The organism is Mesorhizobium sp. M1050 (genome assembly GCF_040318715.1).
Taxonomy (GTDB): Bacteria; Pseudomonadota; Alphaproteobacteria; order Rhizobiales; family Rhizobiaceae; genus Mesorhizobium.
This window is the reverse complement of record NZ_JAMYMV010000073.1, coordinates 1-19,101: the sequence shown is the minus strand read 5'-3', so window position 1 is coordinate 19,101 and position 19,101 is coordinate 1. Positions and strand designations below refer to the sequence as shown.

18 protein-coding genes are annotated in these 19,101 nt (G+C 62.5%); 7 read left to right on the top strand and 11 right to left on the bottom strand.

Going from position 1 to position 19,101, the window contains the following annotated elements; genetic code table 11:
- Positions 1-147 precede the first annotated feature (147 nt).
- Positions 148-588 (top strand): hypothetical protein, encoded by a 441-nt coding sequence (locus tag NKH57_RS27955; protein WP_023759813.1) that lies wholly within the window; start codon positions 148-150, stop codon positions 586-588.
- A gap of 71 nt (positions 589-659) precedes the next feature.
- Here NKH57_RS27955 and NKH57_RS27950 read toward each other — a convergent pair whose 3' ends face one another.
- From NKH57_RS27950 to NKH57_RS27920, 7 genes are all read right to left on the bottom strand, one after another.
- Positions 660-872: a hypothetical protein gene (locus tag NKH57_RS27950; RefSeq protein ID WP_352949256.1), complete on the bottom strand. Its 213-nt coding sequence runs from the start codon at positions 870-872 to the stop codon at positions 660-662.
- Positions 873-882: 10 nt separating this feature from the next.
- The gene (locus tag NKH57_RS27945) at positions 883-1,062 is read right to left on the bottom strand and encodes a hypothetical protein (protein ID WP_084025452.1); all 180 of its coding nucleotides are present in this window, start codon (positions 1,060-1,062) and stop codon (positions 883-885) included.
- Between the two features lie 232 nt (positions 1,063-1,294).
- A complete protein-coding gene (locus tag NKH57_RS27940) occupies positions 1,295-2,065 on the bottom strand; it encodes an SDR family oxidoreductase (RefSeq protein WP_352949253.1) in 771 nt (256 codons plus the stop codon).
- A gap of 13 nt (positions 2,066-2,078) precedes the next feature.
- Complete coding sequence (locus NKH57_RS27935; protein ID WP_352949250.1) at positions 2,079-3,074, bottom strand: ABC transporter permease; 996 nt, start codon at positions 3,072-3,074, stop codon at positions 2,079-2,081.
- 149 nt (positions 3,075-3,223) lie between these two features.
- Positions 3,224-4,264 carry a sugar ABC transporter substrate-binding protein gene (locus tag NKH57_RS27930; RefSeq protein ID WP_023759807.1) on the bottom strand — a complete coding sequence of 347 codons (1,041 nt, stop codon included), beginning with the start codon at positions 4,262-4,264 and terminating at the stop codon, positions 3,224-3,226.
- Between the two features lie 40 nt (positions 4,265-4,304).
- Positions 4,305-5,069 (bottom strand): ATP-binding cassette domain-containing protein, encoded by a 765-nt coding sequence (locus tag NKH57_RS27925; protein WP_352726547.1) that lies wholly within the window; start codon positions 5,067-5,069, stop codon positions 4,305-4,307.
- A complete protein-coding gene (locus NKH57_RS27920) occupies positions 5,066-6,232 on the bottom strand; it encodes an ROK family transcriptional regulator (RefSeq protein WP_352949246.1) in 1,167 nt (388 codons plus the stop codon). Before NKH57_RS27920 ends, NKH57_RS27925 begins: the two co-directional genes overlap by 4 nt.
- 303 nt (positions 6,233-6,535) lie before the next feature.
- On the opposite strand from NKH57_RS27920, the gene NKH57_RS27915 reads away from it, so the two are divergent.
- Positions 6,536-7,285 (top strand): methyltransferase domain-containing protein, encoded by a 750-nt coding sequence (locus tag NKH57_RS27915; protein WP_352949243.1) that lies wholly within the window; start codon positions 6,536-6,538, stop codon positions 7,283-7,285.
- A 220-nt stretch (positions 7,286-7,505) separates the two neighbouring features.
- On the opposite strand, the gene NKH57_RS27910 is transcribed toward NKH57_RS27915, so the two are convergent.
- Both NKH57_RS27910 and NKH57_RS27905 read right to left on the bottom strand, forming a co-directional pair.
- On the bottom strand, positions 7,506-8,810 hold the full coding sequence (locus NKH57_RS27910; protein ID WP_352949240.1) for a M23 family metallopeptidase: 1,305 nt from the start codon (positions 8,808-8,810) through the stop codon (positions 7,506-7,508).
- 148 nt (positions 8,811-8,958) lie between these two features.
- Positions 8,959-9,426 carry a peroxiredoxin gene (locus NKH57_RS27905; protein ID WP_023759803.1) on the bottom strand — a complete coding sequence of 156 codons (468 nt, stop codon included), beginning with the start codon at positions 9,424-9,426 and terminating at the stop codon, positions 8,959-8,961.
- A 95-nt stretch (positions 9,427-9,521) separates the two neighbouring features.
- Between NKH57_RS27905 and NKH57_RS27900 the strand changes: the two genes are divergently transcribed.
- Positions 9,522-12,902, top strand: coding sequence for a hypothetical protein (locus NKH57_RS27900; RefSeq protein WP_352949237.1), 3,381 nt, complete (start codon positions 9,522-9,524; stop codon positions 12,900-12,902).
- 6 nt (positions 12,903-12,908) lie between these two features.
- On the opposite strand, the gene tyrS is transcribed toward NKH57_RS27900, so the two are convergent.
- Positions 12,909-14,162, bottom strand: coding sequence for a tyrosine--tRNA ligase (gene tyrS, locus NKH57_RS27895; protein WP_352949234.1), 1,254 nt, complete (start codon positions 14,160-14,162; stop codon positions 12,909-12,911).
- On the opposite strand from tyrS, the gene NKH57_RS27890 reads away from it, so the two are divergent.
- The 3 genes from NKH57_RS27890 (at position 14,149) to NKH57_RS27880 (ending at position 17,275) form a co-directional block, all read left to right on the top strand.
- Entirely contained in the window at positions 14,149-14,418 is a 270-nt protein-coding gene (locus tag NKH57_RS27890; RefSeq protein WP_352726557.1) for a hypothetical protein, read from the top strand. The two genes, tyrS and NKH57_RS27890, sit on opposite strands and share 14 nt — an antisense overlap.
- 340 nt (positions 14,419-14,758) lie before the next feature.
- Positions 14,759-16,402 carry an ArnT family glycosyltransferase gene (locus NKH57_RS27885; RefSeq protein ID WP_352949231.1) on the top strand — a complete coding sequence of 548 codons (1,644 nt, stop codon included), beginning with the start codon at positions 14,759-14,761 and terminating at the stop codon, positions 16,400-16,402.
- A gap of 126 nt (positions 16,403-16,528) precedes the next feature.
- Positions 16,529-17,275, top strand: coding sequence for a phosphatase PAP2 family protein (locus NKH57_RS27880; RefSeq protein ID WP_352726559.1), 747 nt, complete (start codon positions 16,529-16,531; stop codon positions 17,273-17,275).
- A 79-nt stretch (positions 17,276-17,354) separates the two neighbouring features.
- Here the strand turns inward: NKH57_RS27880 and NKH57_RS27875 are convergent, their stop codons facing one another.
- Positions 17,355-18,029, bottom strand: coding sequence for an alpha/beta hydrolase (locus NKH57_RS27875; RefSeq protein ID WP_013532163.1), 675 nt, complete (start codon positions 18,027-18,029; stop codon positions 17,355-17,357).
- Between the two features lie 236 nt (positions 18,030-18,265).
- Between NKH57_RS27875 and NKH57_RS27870 the strand changes: the two genes are divergently transcribed.
- A partial coding sequence (locus NKH57_RS27870; protein ID WP_352949228.1) for a cysteine desulfurase family protein occupies positions 18,266-19,101 on the top strand: 836 nt, incomplete at its 3' end.

Here is a 19,101-nt window from a genome sequence, read left to right as displayed (position 1 = left end):
TGAGCCTGTCGCCAAGCTAACCCTCGAAGGCGAGGAGTGTTCCCGATCAGTGTCCAAAGACGCGACCGTCAGCGGACCTCTCGCTGGGTAGTTGGAACATTTCCTGACCGGCCCAGTTTGTTGCTAGGAGCATATCGGGAGTGACACATGGCAAAAGATGGCGATGAACATGGCCGTATCCGCGAGCGTGGGCTGAACGCAAGGCAGATGGAATCCGCGCGCAAGAGCGGATGGTCAGACCGGGTGTCGCAGGCGCCGAATGAGCCGGAGCCAGTGTCGACAGGGATGGTCACCCTTGTCGACCACGAGGCTATTCGGGATTGGGCAGCAGCACGCGCTGGCTTCCCCGCGCTTCTCCCGGCCGAGCCTTCGATCGAACAAAATGAGCCCTCGCTTGTCATCGTCTTCGGCCAACACACCTATCAGGACCAGGACCGAGGAGCGGATCGACCACCGACCATGGGTGGACCGGAACAGGTTGAATGGGAAGAATGGTTCGAGATTTTTGACGCCCGCGGACTGGCACTTGTGGTGGCTGAGGACAGGCCCGGCGTCCGCGAGCAATTTCATGAGTTGGTAGCACGGTGAGCTGCCGGTCCGGTACGGAGACGCCACTCACGGCTCCCGGTCGTTTATCCTTCAATTTCTGCTCAGCCGGATTATGGCTGGTGCGCTGGTCTGGTGCCGCCACCTTTCATTTCTGCATCATGCGTATGGTGGCTGTCACGCTCGCCGCCGCCTCCAGATATCTTGCTGCGCTTGCGCTGGTCGGAATCCGCGGGCGGTTTGTTGATCTTGAGCGGAGCCTTGGCATTTTCGTGTGAAGCGCCAGGGCCACCCTGCCGGATGCTCGCAGGCGTTTTCTTGGACATCTTTCGCACCTCAGCGATCTTGCTGATTGATCTGATGGGTGGTGTTGACGTTGATATTGCCTTGCTGGCCCTGCTTCTCGGGGTTGGGAGCCTGGCGTTTGCTCGCCTCATCGAGCCGAACCGACTTGCGTTCGCCGACACCCTTGGGACTCCGATTTTCGGCTGGGACGGGTGGGGGTTTCTTGCTCATGGCTGAACTCCTTCCTGGAGAAGAACCGATGGCACGGTCGATTGTTCCGCGAATTGCCGCGCGCACTGATCATCACGCGTTCTCCGCGCTTCGGTCGGGAAGCTAAGGCTCTCGAGAAGCTGTACACAGCCAATAATCCGGCGGTCGCTGCCGAGGTTCGTCGCGCCGTCGCGAGCGGTCAAGCCGTTGCCGAAGTGCGAGGCTGATGCACTCGCCAACGCTTGCGCAATGCTCAAGGCGGCAAAAGCCTGAAATCATTGCCCTCGGGCAACAGCTGTCCGCCGTCGACAACAATGGTCGTGCCGGTGATGTAGCTGGCGTCGTCGGAAGCGAGGAACAGGAAGGCGTTGGCGACGTCGCGCGGGCTGCCAAGGCGGCCGAGCGGAATGGAGTCCTCCATGTTCTTGATGTAGGCCGCGCCGCGATGCAGCTCGATCGCTTCGGTCAGGATGTTGCCTGGTTCGACGCCGTTGACGGTGATGCCGTAGCCGGAGAATTCGAGCGCTGCAGCGCGGATGAAGCCATTGATGCCGGCCTTGCTGGCGGAATAGTGGCCGTGGCCAGGGCTGGTGACGTGTGGGCCGGTGATGGACGAGGTGTAGAGCATGCGGCCAAAACCTTGCGCCTTCATCGGCACCAAAGCGGCGCGGCTGGCATTGAAGGTGCCGCGCAGATTGACGGCCATGACACGGTCCCAGTCGTCGGCACTGGTGTTTTCGATCAACTGCCAGGGATAGATCCCGGCATTCTGCACGATGATGTCGAGGCGGCCGTGCTGTTTGAGCGCCAGCGCCACCGCTGCCTCGGCATCGGCCATCAGCGAGATGTCGGTGCGGATGAACGGGACGGCCAGCTCGTCCGCGGTCGTTTGTCCGGCTCCATCCTCGGTGTCGGCGAGGACCAGCCGCGCACCTTCTTCGGCGAAGCGCCGTGCGATGCCCTTGCCGATGCCGCGGGCGCTGCCGATGATCAGCGCCACCTTGTCCTTCAGTCGGTTGGTCATGCGAGCAGTCCTGTCATGCGAGCCTCTGGCGGATGGTTTGCTTGAAAGCATCGAGCAGCACTGCGGCCAGAACCAACAGGCCATGGATCACCTGTGTGAAGTTGGCCGGCAAGCCCATCAGGTTGATTGCCGTGTTGATGGCCGAGAGCAGCAGCACCCCGGCATAGACGCCGGGCAAGGTACCGACACCGCCTTTCAGGCTGACGCCGCCGATCACGACGGCGGCGAAAGCATTGAACAGCAGGCCGACGCCGAGATTGGCGGTGGCTCCTGACGTGCGGATCGCCAGCAGCCAGCCGGCAAGGCCGGCGATTGCGCCAGCGAGAACGAAGGCGATGACGAGATTGCGGTTGACGCGGATGCCGGCGCGAAAAGTTGCCGTCTCGTTGCCGCCGATCATGACGAGATGCCGGCCGAACGGCGTCTTGGCCATGATCAGCGAGAAGACGACGAAGCAGCCAACCGCGATCCAGGCCGTGAGCGGCAGGCCGACAAGGCGCTGGATACCAAACCAGCGGATGGCCGGCGCAAGATCCTGTGCCGAGCGGCCGCCCGAAATGACCAGCACCAGGCCGCGCACCCAGATGTAGGAGGCCAGTGTGATGATGAAGGCGCTCATCTTCACCTTGACCACGAGGTAGCCGTTGAAGGCGCCGATGATGCCGCCGACAGCAAGCGCCAGCAGTAGCGAGACCGGAACCATCAGCCATTCCGGATGCAACTGCACGCCCATGCCGATGCCTGACGAGCAGAACAGGATGCCGACCGCCATGGCGCTGAGCGCGGCCACGGATTCCACCGACAGGTCCATGTGACCGGCGATGATGACCAGCGCCAGGCCGATCGACATGACGCCGAGCACGCTCGAAGCCTCGATGATGTTGGCGAAGATGCCGAGCTGGAAGTAGTTCGGGACAAAGATGGAGAAGACCACCAGCACGAACAGCAGCATGAACCAGACAAGGTTATCGAGAACGAACTCCAGGGCTTTGCGTGTGCGCGGGTTCATAGGATGATCCGGTTGGCGCATGCCCCGCGAAATCAATTCGATTTCGTCGGTTTCAGGCGCGGAGTCAAATTCGCCACGGCGTCCTTTCGGACGCGGCGTTGTGAAAGGGCAGGCTCCGGGCCACTACGGCCCGGAGCGCTTTCAGATGACTATTCGACGGACTTGATGGTGTCCGTCGGCGGCTTCTGGTTGCCCCAGAAGGCCGGGTTGTCGACATTTTCCTTGGTGATGGCGGCGCCGGGGATCTTGATGTTCGGGCCCCAGGCTTCCTTGGTCACGGTCGATTTCAGGCCGAGCACGTCGTATTCGCCGGGCTTGATCTCTTCCTTTTTGACGATCTTGTCCATGAACATGGCGACAGCCGCGGCTTGCGCGTAAAGCGGCTGCTCGACTTCGACGTTGAGCCAGCCCTTGCGGATCAGGTCGAGTCCGACCGGCGCGCCGTTCGAGCTCATCAGCATGACGTCACCCGGCTTTTTACCGGCGGCCTCGAGCGAGGCGACGGCAGCGACCGACAGGTGCGCGGCATGGCTGAAGATGAGGTCTATGTCGGGGTTTGCAAGGATCTGGTCGTTGACGATAGTCCCGGCTGCATCCGCTGCCCACTGCATGGCCGGAAGCGAGATGATCTTGACGTCCGGGAACGCCTTCATCTTCTCCTCAAAGCCCTTCTGGATATCGAGCGTGTAGGGGTCACCCGGATCGCCGAGCACTTGCAGCACCTTGCCCTTCACCGAGCCGTTCTTGGCTTTCAGCAGTTTCTGGGCCTGGTCGGCGGCGACGTAGCCGATCTCGACCGTTCCGGCGACAGAGGTGAAGTCGGAGGGCGTAGCGGTGATCTGGCGGTCGAACTCGACCACGGGGATGCCGGCCGCACGGGCGGCCTCGACGGACGGTTTCAGCGCATTGAAATCGACGGCCGCCAGAATGATGGCCGCCGGCTTCAGCGCGATGACGTCGTTCATCTGCGATTGCTGGGCGTCGGTCTTGTTGTCGGCGTTCAGCGTCTTCATCTCGTAGCCGGTCTGCTTCAGGAACAGCTCCAGAGCGCTCACCGAGCCGGTCTGGAACTCGTCCAGCAGTGTCGGCACCAAATAGTAGACGATACCCTTGGACTGCGCGAATGCCGGCGTGAGCGTGGCAAAGGCCAATGCCAGGATACCGAAGACAGCAAGAAGTATTCGCTTCATGTCGTTCGCTCCTCTTAAGCCGGACCCCTCTTTTTGTCCCTCAGCCCGCCGGTCCGGCACCGGCAAGCGTCTCCCCGGTGATCATGTTGATCACCGCGTCGGGACTTGTTTTATTGCGTGCGACGTCGCCCGCCACGACGCCTTGCCGGATCACAACGATCCGATCGGCGACCTGGAAGGCCTGTTGCATAATGTGAGTGATGATGACGACGCCGATGCCCTGGTTGGCCACCTGGCGGATCATGTCGAGACCGCGCCGCGTCTGCTCGACACCAAGGGCTGCGAACGGTTCGTCGAGCAGCACCAGCTTGCCGCCCCAGTGCACGAAGCGGTTGAGTTCGATGGCTTGCCGCTGACCCCCCGAAAGGTGCTCGACATTGGTGCGCAGCGACGGAATACGGGTGCCGGCACTGGCCAGCGCCTTTCCGACGACGGCTTCCATGGCGCGCTCATCGAGCACGGGAATGCCAAAAACCTTCCTGGTGATTTCGCGGCCCATGAAGAAATTGGCGACCACGTCGACGTTGGTGCACAGCGACAGGTCCTGATAGACGGTCTCGATGCCCGCCGCCTTGGCCTCGGCGGGTGTTCGGGCAAGGAACTCCTTGCCTTCGAACAGCATGCGGCCCGAGGTCGGCTCCAGCCCGCCAGCGATGATCTTGACCAGTGTCGATTTGCCGGCGCCGTTGTCGCCCAGCAGCGCCACGACTTCGCCCTTGCCGATCGAGAAGCTGATCCCCTTGAGCGCTTCGATGGCGCCATAATTCTTGGTGACGTTGTCGAGCACCAGCAGGGGTTCGTTCATGCCGCAATCTCCCTGCCTTTGAGAAGGTCGCGCTCGCGTTCACGTTCGGCAGCGAACATCTGGCCGAAGCGAGGCGACAGCACGCCGGAAACCGCCAGGGCGGCTGCGCCGCGCAACACCGAATGTTGGCCGCCGCGCGCGACGAGGATTCGAGGTGTCGTGCGGTCCTGCCGTGCCGAAACGGAGTTGTGCAGGGCGACAGTCGAACCAGCCAGCCGTTCGAGCAGATCGGTGGATGCCAGCCCGCCGAGGATGACCGTTTCAGGGTCGAACAGGTTCTCGATGGTGGCGACGGCATTGTGAAAGATCGGTGCGACTTCGGCCACCCATTCGGCCTCGCCGCCGGTCCAACGCCCCCGCGCTTCGAGCGACAGGTAGCGTTCGAGACAGCCTCGGTTGCCGCACGGGCAAGCCTCGCCACCGGGAACGACGGGAATGTGCCCGATCTCGCCGGCATTTCCCCAGGCGCCGCGCAACGCGGAGCCGTCATGAACCATGACCCCGCCAAGACCGACGCCGAAATAGAGATAGTAGTATTCGGAAAACTGGGCGCCGAGGCCGTAGAGGCGCTCGCCCATGGCTGCAGCCGCCATGTCGGTTTCAAAGAAGGCCGGCAGCCCGGTGGAAGTCGCCAATCGCTCACCCAGTGCCACACCCTTCCAACCGGTCATGGTGGTCGGACCGACGAAACTCATGGATTCGACATCGAACGGCCCGGGCAGGGCCAATCCCACGCCCAACACGCGCCCTCCAGCCCGCAGTCGGGTCAATTCGATCACCATCGCTCCGATCAAATCGAAGGCATGGTCCGGCGTCGCGTTCGGCGCCTCGCGATAGGTGCTCTCGATGACGTCGCCGCTCAGATTGATCAAGGCTGCACTGATGCCAAGCGGGGTAATGTGAACACCGACGGCATATCCGCCCTCGGGATTGATGCGCAGGGTCGCCGGAGGCAGGCCGCGCCCTTTCGGCTCTTCGCGCAGCGACAGGATATAGCCCTGTTCTTCCAGCTCTCGAACGATGGTCGATACGGTCTGGACGGTGAGCCCGACGCGCCGGGCGATCTCGCCGCGGGCGATCGGCCCATGCAGGCGGATGGACTCAAGCACGATGCGCCGGTTGTACGGCCGCCCGAACTCCTGATTGGTCCCCCGTAGTGCCATGACTTGCGTGCCCTTAGGAGAGATTAGCTTCGCACCTGTTATTTATTCAGTCAAATGGAATTCAAAAATAAATTGATGGGGAAATCCAAATCCAGAGAGGGCCGTGGACCGCACACCCGGTTCAGGACCTGCTCACGCGCCGTCCTGGCCGATTGCCGCGATGTCGAACCGCGCCAAGGGTGAGTGAACCCGTCGACCCCACAAGCGAAGAAGGCAGTGCGAAACTCTGAGGGGCTTGATCTTTACTGTCGCCCGCGCACTCGGTTTCTGGTACAGGGCCAGTTTTTGGACGGGGGAAATTCTGTGGGCAAAGACTTAAGCAAGGAGTACGGGCCGGCATTCTTTGAATCTCGCAGCCGGGAGGTTGGTATTGCTGAAACGGTCCTGCGCCCTTTGATTAGCCTACTGCGGCCGGAATCCGTTGTCGACTTTGGAACAGCTACGGGATCGTGGCTCGCCGCGTCAAAACACCTGGGCGTGCAGAAAATAAGAGGTATCGACGGACCTTGGGTGCCCGCAGAGCAGAGGCTCATCGCCCCACACGAATTCACCGAAGCGAATTTTGAAGAAGATTTGCCCGACCTTGGCCGATTCGATCTGGCGATTTCGGCAGAAGTGCTGGAGCATATCTCTGGCCCGGCGTCTCTCAGAGCTGTCGAGTGGCTGTGCCGCAGCGCGCCGGCAGTGCTGTTTTCTGCCGCTATTCCGTTTCAGGGCGGCATGCACCACATCAACGAACAATGGCAAAGCCATTGGGCAAATGCCTTCGAAACATATGGCTTCAAAGCCTACGACATAATCCGGCCGGTGATTTGGACTGACACGTCAATCCCCGTTTATTACCGGCAAAACCTGATCTTTTTGGCTGACGACGAGACCGCAAGAAATCATGGTCTCGTCCCGGTCGCCCCTGCGTTCCTTGATCGTGTTCACCCTGAAGAGTACTTTTCAAAGGTGACAAAGCTAAAGCGGCGCACCATCACGGGGCGCCTCAAATGGCTGCTTGCCGGCATGCATCGGCCGGAACGGTCCACGCTCCTGCAAAAGAGGTAAGCGGCAAAGACGGCGCCGGGCATGTCGACGCTGGTGCCATTTGAGGCTGAGGTGGAACGTGTTGGATGCCGACCAGGCTTCGACAATCTGCGTCCGCCCCCGCAAGGGAAAGCCCGAACGGCGACAAGAGTCCGAAAAAGGAATGAGGTCTGCGCGAGATGGAGGTTGCCCGAACGGTTCGATTGCCTGAGGCCGGGATTCAGCTCTCGGCCTGCATTCCTCAGAGGTACTGTGCGACCTTCCTGCCGACGGTGAGGAAGCGCAAGGGATCGATCGCTTCGCCATTATGGCGGACTTCATAATGCAGATGCGGGCCGGTCGAGCGGCCGCTGCTGCCGGTCTTGCCGATGACGGCGCCGGCATCCAGTTTCTCGCCCACGGTCACGTCGATTTCGCTGAGGTGTCCGTAACGCGTCGCAAAGCCATTGCCGTGGTCGACTTCCACCATGCGGCCATAGCCGCCGTTCCAGCCTGCCTTGGTGACGATACCGGGAGCCGTGACCTTGGCTGCCATGCCGATCGGGGCCCTGAAGTCCATGCCGGAATGGAGTGCCGCGGTGCCGAGAAGGGGGTCGGTGCGCACCCCGAATGGGCTGGTGACAGAATGACCCGGCGCAGGGTTGAAGAGCGGCAGCCGGCGCGCTTCCTTCTTGAGATGGTCGAGCGCGTCAAGCGCTTCGTCCAACTCCTTGACCTTGCTGTCGAACTTCATCGAGGAGTCGAGCGGGATCAGCGGTCCGCCGACATCGCTATCGCCCTTGCCGAAATCGCTGTCGACCGGCAGTCCCGCTGCCTGAAGCGCCTGTGTGATCGCGTCGGCGCTCTTGTAGGCGTTGTCGGCAAGTGTGCTGATGCGGGTCAGTTGGTCATTCTCGATGGATTTCAGTGACTGGTTGATCGACACGAACAATTTGTCGGCGCGATCGGCGGCTGAATCGTTGGGCAGCGGATCGGAGCGGGTCGACCATAGCGAAAACGGCCTGGTGTCGCCGGCGCCGAGGTCGGCGCTAAGGCTGGCGACCGCATAGTTCTGCGCTGGCTCCTTGATACTGCCGGTCACTTCGGCGCGTTTGTCCGGCTTGTCCACCGCTGCCGGATCTTCGGCTGGCGCCGCGCCGACTTCGTTCTCGGCACGTTCGAGCAGCGGGCCAAGCCGACCGTGGCGCTGGCTCAGCTGGCTCTGCCGTTCCAGCAGCTCGCTGACCTTGGTTTCCATCAGCTGCTGGTCGAGCAACTGGCGGCTGGTGATGCGGTCGACCTGGGCGCGAAGCGCCGAAATGCGATCTTCATAGGCTTGCTGCATGCGTGCCTGCCGCGCCGTGGTGGCGCCGATCAAATCGTCACGCAGCACGAGATAAGAGGTGGCCATGAGGTAGCCGATGGCAATGGCGGCCAGTGCCGAGCCGACAAAGGCCGCGAGCCAGGGACGGATCGTGAAGTGCCTGATCTCATTGCCCCGGGCGATGATGACCGTATGGGGCTCCTTGCGCCTGCCGAAGACTGCTGACTGACCGGTTGCGTTCACGGGACCAAGCTTTCGGTTACGACACCACGACAGCTTGACTACACATTATTAAGGTTAACAAAGGCTTGTTGTGCACCGGCTTGCGGCGGCGCCCGTCAGGCGAGCATAAGGTTTGGGGGGAAGGCACGAACAGCCGTGCGGTAAGCGCTCAAAGCGCGCGAACGGCCTCGAGCACCTCCTCGGCATGGCCCTTGACGCGGACCTTGCGCCAGATCCTGGCGATCCGTCCGTCGCGGCCGATCAGGAACGTCGCGCGCTCGACGCCCATGTATTTGCGACCATACATCGATTTCTCGACCCACAGATGGTAGGCCTCGATCACCTTGCGCTCCTCGTCGGCGGCAAGGTCGATGGTCAGATTGTATTTCGACTTGAACTTGTCGTGCTTCCTGGCGGTGTCGGGCGACAGGCCGATCACCACGGCGCCCGCCTTCTCGAAGTCTGGCTTCAGCTGCGAAAAGCTGATCGCCTCTTGCGTGCAGCTTGTTGTGTCGTCCTGCGGATAGAAATAGAGGACAATGGGCTTGCCGGAGAATGCGGCAAGGCTGAGCGATCCGCCGCCGTCGCGCGGCAGATCGAATTGCGGCGCAAGATCGCCTACGTCGAGGTCAGCCATACCGATGCCCTTGTTTGAGGTTACGCGCGAAGCCACACCGATATAGTGTCGAGCGGGGAGTCGTCCACGATCGAGTTCGTACAACGGAAAATTGCTTGGATCAGGAGCAACCGCAGCACAAGAAGATCCGATTCAGGCGTGGCGAGATCACCGACCTGGCGGCTTTCCCGTCGGCGTGTCGCGTGCCGCCGCTCGGTCAGGCGCGGATCGGACGCGGCTTTCGCATCTTGTCGCGGCTGTTCGCCAGTCTGGTCGCTCTTGCATTGCTGGCCGCCGTGCTCGTTTATCTGGTTGGCGCCTCCGGCATCGGGGCCGACCGGCTTCGCATCGAGGCGGAAACGGCCCTTGAGAAGCTGGCCGGCGTCGATGTCAATGTCGCGGTCGGGCCGGCGCGCATCACGCTCGACAGTTCGAGTTTCATAGCGCTCCAGGTCAGCGACGTCAGCCTGAAGACCGCCGACGGCAAGCCGATGGCCGATGCCGGCCGTGTGCGATTCGGCGTGCGCCTGGTTCCGCTTCTGTGGGGGGATGTGCGGCTGACCAGCGCCAGGATCTCCGATGCCCGCATAGTCGTGGCGGCGTTGCCGTCAGGCGGCGACTGGACGGCCGCCCTGCGCAATGCGGACGGCCTCATCGACCCGGAGAAGCTGTCCAATGCGGTGTTCGGAAACGTCAACCGCGCGCTCGATGCCGTGCGGGAAGATTCGCTGCGCCAGATCGATCTTCGCAATGTCGAATTCGTGCTGCCCGAAACCGGAACGATCAACCTCTTCAAGATAACCGACGCCACCGTCGTGCAATCGGGACCGGGCGGCATGCAGTTTTCATCCAAGGCGGATGTCAACGGCAGGACGGTTACCGTTGCCGCTTCCGCCACCCGCGACATCGCGGCACACCGCGTCACGGCGCTGGACGCCATCATCGACCTGGCGGATGCCGACGGTCCCGCGGCCGCCGCCGGGAAGTTGGGCGCGGTCGCGCTGAAGCTGACGGGATCGGAAGGATCGGGGGCAAATGCATCGCGGCTGACGGCTCTTTTGTCCTCGACGGGTTCCGTTCTCGATCTGGGCACGCGCGGGCTTCTGCCGGCCGACGTCGATGTCAATGCGACGCTTGTTGCCGGCAGCAACAAGGTCCAGGTCGACAGGTTGCTGCTGAAGACAGGTCGCTCGACATTCGATTTCGCCGGTTCGATCGGTCCGAAGCCGGCAAGCGGGGCGGCGGGTGAGGAGCCTTCCTATCGCTATGACCTGACCAGCGACGGTTCGTCGCTGGCGCCTTCGGAGTCGCCAGAGCCAGCGCTGACCTTCCTTGCCCGGATTGCCGGTGTCTACAACACGGTTAGCCACAGACTGGTCGCCGACCAGATCGCGCTTCGGTCCGCTGCCTCCAGCGAAGTGCTTGGCACCGCTGCCGTGGCGTTCGTCGACGGCAAGGCGCCGGGGATCAACCTTGCCGTCAATATCCACAACATGCAGGTCTCTCACGTCAAGCAGCTGTGGCCGTGGTTTTCGGCGCGCAACGCGCGGCTGTGGGTGCTCGCCAATCTGTTCGGCGGCCGCGTCGTCGACGCCAACCTCCAGTTCCAGGTCGTGCCGGGCCGGCTGGGCAACGGCGTGCCGCTGTCCGCCGACGAAATATTCGGCCGCTTCCAGATCGAGGGTTCGCGCTTCGACACGGCCGGCCGCATTCCGCCGATACGCGACGCGGTTGGCGTCGTCGGCTTTCACGGCAACGATGTCGATATCTCCCTGTCCTCTGGCACCGTCTATATGCCCAGCGGCCGCACCGTGGCGGCCAGCAATGGCACGCTGGCGGTCAAGGCGGCCAATCACCCGCCGGTCATCGGCGCGCTCGACATCGACGTCGACGGCGACGCATCCGCTGTTGCCGAACTCGCATCCTATGAGCCGATCAACGCCATGCGTCATGTCGGCATTCTGCCGGAAGAACTGTCGGGCAGCGTCACCGGCCACGTCAGGGCGAATATTCCGCTGCAGTCCGGCGTCGACTCCTCGAAGCTCGATTGGCTGGTGTCGCTCGACTACACCGGCATGTCGTTGGCCAAGCCCTTCGAGGGGCAGACCGTGACGGATGCCGACGGTTCGATCACCGTCGACCCCGTTAAGGCGGTGATCTCCGCCAAGGCGTCGCTGAACGGCATTCCGGCCGAACTCGATCTGATCGAGCCGCTCAGGGATGATGGACCGGCGCGCAGCCGCAAGGTGGCCATGGTCCTCGACGACAAGGTCCGCGCCGCCGCCATGCCGGGTCTGAAGCCGCTGCTTGCCGGAACGGTGAAAGTCGCGATCGACAAGAACGGGAGCGGCAACCAGAACGTCTCGGCCGATCTGACCAATGCCAGGCTGGACATCCCCTGGGCGGGCTGGAGCAAGGGCGCGGGGGTCCCCGCCAATGTCACATTCGTCATGACCAAGGCCGGCGATACGACGACGCTGTCCGACTTCAACCTCGACGGAGAGAGTTTCTCCATCGACGGCAGCATCGTGCTGGTCAATGGTAGCTTGTCGTCGGCGCGGTTCAGCAAGGTCACCCTGAACAGGGGCGACGACGTCGCGGTGTCGGTGAAGCGATCCGGCAAGAGCTATGCGGTCGACATAACAGGCAATGCCCTGGATGCCCGATCGCTCATCAAGCAGTTCACTTCGGATGTGGATACGGCCACCAAGACGACAGGTTCCGACGCCATTTCCGTCAGCGCCGATGTCGATCAGCTGACCGGTTTCCACGACGAGCAATTGTCTAATTTGAAGCTCGACTACAGTGCGGCCGGATCGCGGGTGAACGGGCTGAAGGTCAGCGCCATGGCAAGTTCGGGCGCTGCCATAACCATCAGCAACACCACCGGTGCCGGCCGACGCGCCCTCAACATGCAGTCCGCGGACGCTGGCGCCGTCCTCAGGTTCCTCAACATCTATGAGCATATGGAAGGCGGAACGATCACCCTGGCGCTAGCGGGGCCGAGCGACGGAGCGCTGAAGGGCAAGGTCGACACCAGCAACTTTTTCGTGGTCAACGAGCCGAAACTGGCCTCCATCGTCTCGACCACGCCGGCCGGCGACAACCGCAGCCTCAATCAGGCGGTCAAGGGTAAGCTGGACACGTCGCGGGTGAAGTTCGAGCGCGGCTATGCCGAGATCGACAAGGGCAGCGGCTACCTGAAACTGGCCAATGGCGTGCTGCGCGGCCCGCGCATCGGTACGACGTTCCAGGGCACGCTCTACGACCAGAACAACAACATGGACATGACCGGCACGTTCATGCCGGTCTATGGCCTCAATCGCATCTTCGGTGAACTGCCCATCGTCGGCGCGCTGCTCGGCAATGGCCGCGACCGCGGCCTGATCGGCGTGACCTACCGGCTCAAGGGCAATGCCAACAAGCCGCTGCTCGACATCAATCCGCTGTCGGTCATCGCGCCCGGTATATTCAGGTCGATCTTCGAATACCGGTGAGTGGCCTCAAGCCGGCCGTACCAGAATGTGTTTTTTCTTTCCCAAGGAAAGCTTTACGGCGTTTTCCGGACCCAAATCCATTGAAGTCACCAGCCGGCGCTCGTCGCTGACAGGCTCGTCGTTAAGGCGCACGGCGCCGCCCTGCACATGCCGCCGCGCCTCGCCGTTCGACGCCGCCAGTCCGGCGGTGACGAGCAGCGACAAGACGCCGACACCAGCTTCGAGAGCGGCCTTCTCCACCTCGACGCTCGGCAGCGATTCGGCGAGCGCGCCTTCCTCGAACGTCTTGCGCGCGGTTTCGCTTGCTGTCTCCGCGGCTGCGCGGCTGTGCAGCAAGGCGGTGATCTCGGTGGCGAGGATCTTCTTGGCCTCATTGATCTCGGATCCGCCGAGCCGCTCGAGCCGCGCGATCTCGTCCAGGGGCAGCGTCGTGTAGAGTTTCAGGAAGCGGCCGACGTCGGCATCCTCGGTGTTGCGCCAGTACTGCCAGAACTCGTAGGGGTTCAGCATCTCCGCATCGAGCCACACCGCGCCCGACGCCGACTTGCCCATCTTGGCGCCTGACGAGGTGGTGAGCAGCGGCGTGGTCAGCGCATAAAGCTGCGCGTTCTCCATGCGGTGGCCGAGATCGATGCCGTTGATGATGTTGCCCCACTGGTCGGAGCCACCCATCTGCAGGCGGCAGCCAAGACGCTTGTAGAGCTCGACGAAATCATAGGCCTGCAGGATCATGTAGTTGAATTCGAGGAACGACAGCGACTGCTCGCGATCGAGCCGGAGCTTGACGGAATCGAAGGCCAGCATGCGGTTGACGGAAAAGTGACGGCCGACGTCGCGCAGGAAATTGACGTAGTTGATCTCCATCAGCCAGTCGGCGTTGTTGATCATGATGGCGTCGTTCGGACCGCTGCCGAATTTGAGGTATGGCATGAAATTGCGGCGGATGCCGGCGAGGTTGTCGTCGATATCCTGCGGGGTCAGCAGCTTGCGCGCCTCGTCCTTGAAGGACGGGTCGCCGATCATCGAGGTGCCGCCACCCATCAGCGCGATGGGCCGATGACCGGTCTGCTGCAGCCAGTGCAGCATCATGATCTGGATCAGCGAGCCGGCATGCAGGCTTTTGGCGGTCGCGTCGAAGCCGATATAGGCGGTCACCGTCTCCTTGGCGAAGATATTGTCGAGGCCGGCATCATCCGAAGTCTGGTGGATGAAACCGCGCTCGCTCATCGTGCGCAGGAAATCGGATTTGAAGGCGGACATTGTTTCTTTCCCGAAAGCACCCGGCCGCTGCGGCTCGGACGTGCATGAACGCGGGCGTTTAGCATCCAAGCGCGATCAGCAAAAGTGGTTTCCGGTTTTGCGTCGGATCGCGCTTCAACAAAGAACTCGCGATCAGCAAAAGTGGTTTCCGGTTTTGCGTCGGATCGCACTTCAACAAAGAACTCGCGATCAGCAAAAGTGGTTTCCGGTTTTGCGGCCCGGGCGGGTGGCCAAGCAGGGCAACGACTCGGGTTGACGGGTTCCTTCGGAGCCTTTGCCGGCGCGTAGGCTGACGGAAACGAAAAACCCGCCTGTGCGGCGGGTCACTGGCGCAAGTCAGCACCATAAACGAATATATACCTTAGCTGAGGTCACGGAGTCAAGAAAAAATTCCTATCGTGAAAAGCTGCCGGTACAGAAGCTGCCGACACCGCTGAACTGGCTGCCGTCAGGTTTTACCTGAGTTCGGAGCCCTGGATGGCCAAGCCCACTTCTTGCCTCATCCTTTTGGCTGGCGTATTGAGGCGCCGCGCAGGGGCAGGGCCGAAGCGCCACGACGGGGCCATCCCGCAGATCAGACCCGGAAAGCTCCCGCGATGAACAGGAACTATCTCCTCCTCTTTCTGTTCAGTCTGCTGATGACTTTCGGCGGCCTGATGAGCCTTCCGCCGGTCGACCGCGACGAGTCGCGTTTTGTCCAGGCCACCAAGCAGATGGTCGAAACCTCCGACTATGTCGACATCCGTTTTCAGGATGCCTCGCGCTACAAGAAGCCGATCGGCATCTATTGGCTTCAATCGGCGGCCGTGGCGCTGAGCGGCGAGGGCGCGGCGGCGCCAATCTGGGTCTATCGCCTCGTCTCCATGCTTGGCATTGCCCTGTCCGTCGTCGGTATCGCCTGGACGGGCACCAAGCTCTTCGGGGCCAATGCGGGTCTCGCCGCCGGTCTGATGATGGCGGCGATCTTCGCCACCGCCTTCGAGGGCCGCGACGCCAAGACCGACGCGATGCTGCTGGCTTGCTGCGTTGCGGCTCAAGGCGCGCTCTCCCAGATCTATCTGGCGTCGCGGCGAAAGGAACCGATAGCCGCCCATCTGCCGTGGGTCTTCTGGGCGGCCCAAGGCCTGGGGATCCTTATCAAAGGACCCGTCGCCCCGCTGTTGTCGGTGCTGACGGTCGCCACCCTTTTCGCCTTTGAGCGCGACTGGCGCTGGATCCTGAAGCTGAAGCTCGGGCGCGGCGTCGCTCTGGTGCTGCTCATCGTGCTGCCCTGGGTCGCGCTCATCACCTGGAAGAGCGGCGGCGCCTTTCTGCAGGATGCCGTCGGCAAGGACATGGTGGCCAAGGTCGCGTCTGGTGAGGAGTCGCACGGCCTGCCGCCCGGTTTCTACATGCTGACCTATTCGCTGTTCATGTGGCCCTTCGGCCTGATCGCGGTCGGCGCCGGGCTCCAGGCCCTCAACCGGTTGCGCGACGATCCGCGGCTGCGTTTCTGCCTCGCCTGGTACATTCCGTTCTGGCTGGTGTTCGAGCTGATCCCGACCAAGCTGCCGCACTATGTCCTGCCGGCCTATCCCGGCATGGCGCTGCTGATCGGCTGGCTGCTGACGTTGTCGCCGCAGGAGGCGAATGCGCCGCTCAAGCGCTGGCAGAATTGGTTGTGGTGGTCGACAGCATTCGGTCTGGTCGTGGTCAGCCTCGGCCTTGCGGTAGTCTGCATCGAAGCGCCGATCTACCTCACCGGCACCTTCTCCTGGTGGAGCATCCCGGCCGCTGCGGCGGCGCTGGGTGCGGGCTATTTCGCCTTTTCGCGGCAGCTGCAAGTGCCGCTGCGCCGCATCGGCGCCATCGCGGTCTGCGCGGGCATCACCTATGGCTTGCTGTTCGGCGTCATCGCGCCGTCGCTGAAGCCGATCTGGCTGAGCCCGGCCATCGAAGCGGCGGTCCGTGCCAACAGGCCCTGCGAGACCACGGTGCTCGCCTCGGCGGAATATCACGAGCCGAGCCTGGTGTTCCTGGTGGGCACGAAGACGGTGCTGACCGATATGGATGGCGTCGCCAGACATCTGCTTGCCGATCCGGCCTGCGCGCTGGCGCTGGCACAGGTCGGCGACGAGCAGAAACTGAGCGGCCTGCTGGCTGCACAAGGCAAGTCGGCAAACCGAGTGGCGCGGATCGATGGGCTCAACTATTCGTCGGGAGACAAACTGTCTCTCGGCCTCTATCGTGTGGCCCAATGACGGCTCGTCGATGCCCATGACTGCAACAATGGGGTCGAATTTCAGATGTTGGTAAAATCGCGCCCTTCCGTTTCCGGCCTGCTCCTTGGGCTAGGGCGCCGGTCCCTGGACAATTTTCGCGATACGATGCGGATCGTCAAAAGGCGCTTTGCCGTCCGTCCGGCCAGATACCCGAACATTTTGTGGTCGGTCTGGATACTGGTCTGGGCTTTGTTGACGGCAGCAGCGTTCGTCCGCCTCGACACACCGGCTGGAGTGCTTCACGGCCAGTGGTCGGCGAAATTTGTCCGGCTTGCCGACTTTTTCACGCAGCTCGGCCTCGGTGGCTGGTATCTCATCCCGTCGGCGCTTCTGCTCGTAGCCGCGAACCTGACGGACTGGCGAAGCCTCTCAAGGCGCTCGCTGATGCTCGCATACAACTGGACCTGCCTGGCTTTTCTGGTGCTGGGCGCCGTCGGCCTGTCGGGCCTCACCGTCAATGTGCTGAAATACGCGATCGGTCGGGCTCGCCCGCTCTATTTCGGCGACTTTGGTGTGCTGGCCCTGCATCCCTTTGCCTTCGATGCGCGCTTCGCCGGCTTCCCGTCCGGCCATGCCACTACCATGGGCGCCGTATTCGGCGTCGCCCTGCTGTTGTTTCCAAGGCGCTGGTACATCGCATTGGCGATCACGGCTTGCATTGCCTCGACGCGGGTCTTCGTTGGCGCGCACTATCCCAGCGACACTGTTGCCGGCTTCGGCCTCGGCTGCGCCTTCGCGCTGGCCTGCGGGCTGCTCTTTGCCCGGCTCGGCTTCATCTTTCGTCCGATGCCGTCAGGATTGCCGGTCCGCAAGAACACGTTTCGGCTGATCGGACCGACAAGGAAGGCCTGAGCGTTCGGTCTGGCTCGAACCGGCCCTGGCGTGCGCCTTTCCCTGAGATGGGGAGGCTCGTACGTGGCTGCCGTTCTTCCTATCTCAGCCGCTTCGGCCGCGGATCCGACAATTCACCGGCAAGCCGGCGGTCGAGATAATCAGCGCACTCCTCGAGCAACAGGTCGGCGTCGTTGGAGAAGAAATGGTTGGCGCCGGGCAACGTCTTCTGCGTGATGGTGATGCCTTTTTGCGTGTGCAGCTTGTCGACCAGGCCTTGCACATCCTTCGGTGGCGCCACCTTGTCGGCGTCGCCATGGATGATCAGGCCCGATGACGGGCAGGGCGCCAGGAACGAGAAATCATAGGTGTTGGGCTGCGGCGCGATCGAGATGAAACCTTCGATCTCCGGCCGGCGCATCAAAAGCTGCATGCCGATCCAGGAGCCGAAGGAGTAACCGGCGACCCAGCAACTCTTGGAATCCGGATGCAGCGACTGCACCCAATCCAGCGCTGCGGCGGCATCCGACAATTCGCCGGTGCCGTGATCGAATTCGCCCTGGCTGCGGCCAATGCCGCGGAAATTGAAGCGAAGCGTCGTGAAATCCCGCTTCTGGAACATGTAGAAGAGGTCGTAGACGATCTTGTTGTTCATCGTGCCGCCGAACTGAGGGTGCGGGTGCAGAACGATGGCTATCGGCGCGCTCTTTTCCTTGGAAGGCTGGTAGCGCCCCTCCAGGCGGCCGGCAGGACCGGTGAAAATGACCTCAGGCATAAAATACTCCACTTGCAACGAATGCGCGGCGCCCGGAACATGTCTTCCTCTGGCCTTGACGCAGGGCGAGCGTCTTCTTAGAAGCTAGTTTAGAATTGTTCAAAACTGAGTGGCAAGACATCGAGCCGGGCCACCCGCGCCGCAAGCCGCGTAAATAGGACGCCTCGCCTTGGAATTTCAAGGAAATAACGCGATACGTCGGCGGAATGGCTTCTAACGGGACCAACTGGACGAAAATGGCCGCAAAACGAGCCTATCTCGACTACAATGCCAGTGCGCCGCTGCTTGCAGTGGCCCGCGAGGCTATGGTCGCGGCGCTCGATATCGCCGCCAACCCGTCCTCGGTCCATGCCGAAGGGCGCGCCGCGCGACGCCTGATCGAGACCGCAAGGTGTGACGTGGCGGCACTGGTCAACGCCAAGCCCGAGCACGTCGTGTTCACCTCCGGCGCGACTGAAGCTGCCTCTACGCTGCTTTCACCCGATTGGCAGATGGGACGCGGCGCCATACGCATGAGCCGGCTCTATGCGTCGGAAGCCGATCATCCCTGTCTGTTGAATGGCGGGCGCTTCCCGGCCGGCCTGGTGACGCGGATCGGCGTCGATGCTAACGGCGTCGCCGATCTTGCGGCCTTGGCCGCAGCGCTTGTGGCGCATGACAAGGCCGATGGCCTGCCGCTGGTCGCCATCCATGCCGCCAACAACGAGACCGGCGTCATTCAGCCGATCGATCGCATCGCCGGGATCGTCAAGCAGGCGGGTGGTATCCTCGTCGTCGACGCCGTTCAGGCTGCGGGGCGCGTTTCAATCGACATGTCAGCGGGTTACGCTGATTATCTGATACTGTCCTCGCACAAGATCGGCGGCCCCAAGGGCGTCGGCGCCATCGTCGCCGCCTCCGATCTGATGATGCCGAAGCCGCTGATCAATGGCGGCGGCCAGGAAAAGGGCCACCGTGGCGGCACCGAAAACCTCGCCGCCATTGCCGGTTTTGGCGCCGCCCCCCGCGCGGCTCTGGCCCGGCTGCCGGCCCTCGAAGCGGTGCGGCAGCGCCGCGACGCGAAAGCAGCCAT